A 4,315-nucleotide genomic window follows, 5' to 3' on the forward strand; every position below is an offset into this window, starting at 1 on the left:
CCGAAAACCGCCCCTCAAAGCTCATGATCGAGTCGAATGCCAAAGAACCGCAGATCAGCGTGGTCATGGGTGAAAATCCAATGAGGGCAGGTCCCCCGCTCAGAGGCTGAGAGGGAATTGGGCGTGCCCGAAGGGGCGCCCCAAAACGCGCCCGAGTAGGCGCAAAGCACAGCCGTAGCTCCGGCTACGGCGCGCATTTGCAACGCCCTCGGGCGTGTTTTGGGGCGTCAAAGCGGGCATGACCAATTCCTTCTCAGCCTCTCAGAGGTAAAAGGTCAGCACCCGGTAGCCTGCCAGCGGACGAGCCGCACCGGCCCCGGCGGCCATCTCGAACACGATCCCGCCGCTCCAAGTCTCGGCAGCGGGCAAGGTGCGCGGCGCACCCAGGTCCTGGGGCGACAGCACGCGTCGCAGCGTGATCTGATCGCGCTCGTCGGTCAGCGTCAGTTCGACCCACGGCATCTGAACGTCCACGGCTGCGGTGTTGCGCAAGGCCAAGCGCAATTCATATTGGGCTCCGCGGACCTGGCGAATTCCCGAGGCTTCGATCAAGACCGCATCGGGAATTCGGGGCGAGTCGATCGTGCAGCCCAGCGCGAGACACAAGCGCTCCATCCCGACTCGAACGCCGGGATCGATGGCGGCCAAGCGATCCCGTTGCTGGACCGCCACCTGCAGCGCGAGCAGTAGCGCCAGGAACAGCGCAAGCACCCGGAACCCCCAACGAACCCAAGGTCGATTCCAACGCGCGGCACGCTGCGCTTGACGGACGAACGAAGGGACGGGCTCAGGCTCAGGCTCAGGCTCAGGCTCGCCGATGCTTGGACTCGGTTCAGAAGCGGTGTGTGGGAAGGAACCGAGTGCGCCCGTCGGCGAATCCGGTTCAGGGATCGCGTCGCTGGCGACGAGCGTCACTTCGTTCAGACGGGCGCGCGCATCGAAGGCTTCCCCGCATTGCCCGCAACGAACCCAACCGTCCGCGATGCGAAGCTGGTCCGCGACGACCCGAAAGCAGGTGCCGCAGGCCGGGCATTGAGTCATCTGGCTCTTGCTCATCGGTGCAGACGTCCGATCCTGCTGCATGCGCTCGCCCTTGGCTCTGCTTCAGGCCCGTGCCGTCATGAGGATCCAGCCGTCTTCCTCGTCAGCCACGTGCAGCGAGAGGTAGGGGGCATAGGCATCCTTCAGCTCGTCGGCCTGGCGCTGCAAGATGCCTGCCAAAACCAAATTGCCTCCCGGAGCGACCAGCCGACTCAGCAAGGGTGCCAGAACCTTGAGGGGCGTGGCCAGGATATTCGCAACGACGGTTTCATAGGGTCCGCTTGCCGCCTCCGGCGCACCCGCGTTGAGTTCGACGCGATTGGACTCGGCGTTGAAGCGGGTGGCCTCGATCGCTGCAGGGTCGATATCGACGGCTTCGACCCGCGTGGCGCCATGCATGGCCGCGGCAATGGCGAGAATGCCGGAACCGCAGCCATAGTCGATCACGTGTCCAAGCTCGCCTTCATGGGCCGCGATCCACCGCAGGCACATCCGGGTGGTGGGGTGGGTACCGGTGCCAAAGGCCAAGCCCGGGTCGAGGCGGATCGCACGCTGGGCTTGCGGAGGTACTTCGTGCCAGGTGGGCACGATCCAGAAGCGATCGGTGATGGATACGGGTTCGAACTGGGACTGCGTGAGCCGGACCCAGTCCTGGTCGGCGATGGCGCGCACCCCGACGATCTCGCAGGCTGCAAAAAAATCCTGCGCGCGCAGCACGGCTGCGGCGTGCTCTGCCTGCTGCCGCTCGGCAAACAGGGACGCGATGCGCGAGCGCTGCCAAGCTTCGCTGGGTGGCGGCAGGCCAGGCTCGCCGAAGAGCGCCCGCTCCTCGGGCGTGCCAGCGTCCGCATCCTCGACAGCGACACTGAGCGCGTCGAGCGCCTCGAGGGCATCGCTGAGGAGCTCGACATGGTCCTCGGGGCAGGTCAGTATGAGTTCAAACATGGCAGCGGCTCGCCGGCGGACACCGGCTCAAAATGGAAACAAGCGTGGGCCGGTCGCTCGGTAGGCCTTCAGCGGGCTTGACGGATGCCGCTGCGCTGCTCCAGCCACTCTTCCAGATAGTGAATGTTCGTCCCACCTGCCATGAATCGCGCGTCGACGAGCAACTCTCGATGCATCGGCACATTGGTTTGGATGCCTTCCACGACGGTTTCGAGCAAGGCCGTTTGCATGCGTGCAATGGCCTGTTCCCGAGTGTCACCGTGAACGATGATTTTGCCGATCATCGAGTCATAGTTCGGTGGAACGAAGTAGTTCGTGTAAACATGGGAGTCGACCCGAACCCCCGGCCCTCCCGGTGCATGCCACATGGTGACCCGACCTGGCGAGGGCATGAACCGGTACGGATCCTCGGCGTTGATCCGGCACTCGATGGCGTGTCCCCGGAATTGGATCTGTCGCTGCGTGAACGGCAGTTTCGCCCCGGCAGCAACCATGATCTGCGTTCGCACGATGTCGATCCCGGTGATGAGTTCGGTCACCGGATGCTCGACTTGTACGCGGGTGTTCATTTCGATGAAATAGAACTCCCCATTTTCGTAGAGGAACTCGAAGGTGCCTGCCCCGCGATAGCCGATTTTCTTGACGGCGGCAACACAGCGCTCGCCGATGCGCTCGATCAATCGACGCGGAATGTCGGGGGCCGGGGCTTCTTCAATGACCTTTTGGTGGCGGCGCTGCATCGAGCAGTCGCGCTCACCGAGATAGACGGCGTTCTTGTATTTGTCGGCGAGGATCTGGATTTCGATGTGGCGCGGATTCTGGAGAAACTTCTCCATGTAAACCGCCGGGTTGCCGAAGGCCGCGCCGGCTTCGGCCTTGGTCATCTGAACGGCGTTGACGAGCGCCGCCTCGGTGTGCACGACCCGCATGCCGCGTCCGCCACCGCCGCCCGCCGCTTTGATGATCACAGGATAGCCGATGCTTTTCGCAATCCGACGGATCTCGGCCGGGTCGTCGGGCAATGCGCCGTCCGATCCCGGCACGCAGGGCACGCCGGCGCGGATCATCGCCTGCTTGGCCGAGACTTTGTCGCCCATGAGCCGAATCGAATCGGCAGTCGGGCCGATGAACTGGAACCCGCTCTTTTCGACGCGCTCGGCGAAGTCGGCGTTTTCGCTCAAAAAACCGTATCCGGGGTGGATGGCCTCGGCATCCGTCACCTCAGCGGCCGAGATGATGGCCGGCATGTTGAGGTAACTGAGCGCGGCCGGTGCTGGCCCGATGCAAACCGCCTCATCGGCCAGTTTCACGTACTTGGCGTCGCGATCGGCCTCGGAATACACCATGACCGCTCGAATGCCCAGTTCGCGGCAGGCGCGCTGGATGCGCAAGGCGATCTCCCCGCGATTGGCGACCAGAATTTTCTTGAACATGCTGGGGCGCCCGGCTCAAGCAATGACCATCAGTGGCTGGCCAAACTCGACCGCCTGCCCGTTTTCGACGAGGATTTCCACCACCGTTCCCGAGCAATCGGCCTCGATTTCGTTGAGGATTTTCATTGCCTCGATGATCCCGACGGTGTCGCCCTCTTTCACGACACTGCCCACCTCGACGAAGGGCGCTGCCCCGGGGCTCGAGGCGCGGTAGAAGGTGCCGACCATGGGCGACTTGACCACATGCCCTGCGGGCGCCGCTGCGGGCTCGGCCGCGGCCGCCGGAGCTGCGGCGGGCGCCGCCGGTGCGGTAGCGACGATCGAAGCAGGAGCCGCACTCGGGGCCGCTGGCACCGCGACCACCGGCGCGAGCGGCTGCGCCTTGACGATGCGGACCTTGCCTTCGGCTTCGGTGATTTCGAGTTCGGAAACATTCGACTCCGAAACCAAATCGATCAGTGTCTTCAGTTTGCGCAGATCCATACCGTCTCCAGTTTTCTGTGACAAAGTGCGCAAATGTACTCGATTTCGCACGATCTTCGGCAAACGTCGCCGAACAGCAGGGAACGGATGCCGCGCCTTCAGCCGAAGAAAGTTGGGCGCGCCGCCACCCCCCGCTTAGCGGGCGCTTGCGTCGACCGGGAGCTGCGCCCAAGCAGCCAGGTCGTCGGGGCTGAGCTTACCCATTTTACGCTGCACCACCGCGCCGTCCCGGTCGAACACGACCGTGTACGGCAGGCCGCCCGTGGCATTGCCCAAGGCCTTGGCCAGTTCCGAGCCCCCGAAGCCGGCAAGAGCGACGGGCAGGCTCAGCGGGCGCTGCGCCAAGAAGGCGCGCACCGCGCTGGGCTGATCGATCGCCAGACCGACCACCGCCCATCCACGAGCCTGTTGCG

Annotated in this window: 5 protein-coding genes; all 5 read right to left on the reverse strand. The window is 64.3% G+C overall.

Features of this window, described 5'->3' with window-relative positions; genetic code table 11:
* Window positions 1-261: 261 nt before the first annotated feature.
* Window positions 262-1,083, reverse strand: a complete 822-nt coding sequence (locus JHC36_RS01755; protein WP_287915087.1) for a zinc-ribbon and DUF3426 domain-containing protein — start codon at window positions 1,081-1,083, stop codon at window positions 262-264.
* A 21-nt stretch (window positions 1,084-1,104) separates the two neighbouring features.
* Window positions 1,105-1,986 carry a 50S ribosomal protein L11 methyltransferase gene (gene prmA, locus JHC36_RS01760; RefSeq protein WP_287915090.1) on the reverse strand — a complete coding sequence of 294 codons (882 nt, stop codon included), beginning with the start codon at window positions 1,984-1,986 and terminating at the stop codon, window positions 1,105-1,107.
* 68 nt (window positions 1,987-2,054) lie between these two features.
* The gene (gene accC, locus JHC36_RS01765) at window positions 2,055-3,419 is read right to left on the reverse strand and encodes an acetyl-CoA carboxylase biotin carboxylase subunit (RefSeq protein WP_124222349.1); all 1,365 of its coding nucleotides are present in this window, start codon (window positions 3,417-3,419) and stop codon (window positions 2,055-2,057) included.
* A gap of 15 nt (window positions 3,420-3,434) precedes the next feature.
* The gene (gene accB, locus JHC36_RS01770; protein WP_124222351.1) at window positions 3,435-3,902 is read right to left on the reverse strand and encodes an acetyl-CoA carboxylase biotin carboxyl carrier protein; all 468 of its coding nucleotides are present in this window, start codon (window positions 3,900-3,902) and stop codon (window positions 3,435-3,437) included.
* A 135-nt stretch (window positions 3,903-4,037) separates the two neighbouring features.
* The coding region (locus tag JHC36_RS01775) for a TlpA family protein disulfide reductase (RefSeq protein ID WP_287915095.1) at window positions 4,038-4,315 on the reverse strand (278 nt) is incomplete at its 5' end.

The organism is Tibeticola sp., from assembly GCF_022759015.1.
GTDB classification, from domain to species: domain Bacteria; phylum Pseudomonadota; class Gammaproteobacteria; order Burkholderiales; family Burkholderiaceae_C; genus Tibeticola; species Tibeticola sediminis.

Excerpts from the sequence above, each read along its gene's own strand:
- JHC36_RS01755 (WP_287915087.1), bottom strand. The coding sequence starts at position 1,083 with ATGCAGCAGGATCGGACGTCTGCACCGATGAGCAAGAGCCAGATGACT.
- prmA (WP_287915090.1), bottom strand. The coding sequence starts at position 1,986 with ATGTTTGAACTCATACTGACCTGCCCCGAGGACCATGTCGAGCTCCTC.
- accC (WP_124222349.1), bottom strand. The coding sequence starts at position 3,419 with ATGTTCAAGAAAATTCTGGTCGCCAATCGCGGGGAGATCGCCTTGCGC.
- accB (WP_124222351.1), bottom strand. The coding sequence starts at position 3,902 with ATGGATCTGCGCAAACTGAAGACACTGATCGATTTGGTTTCGGAGTCG.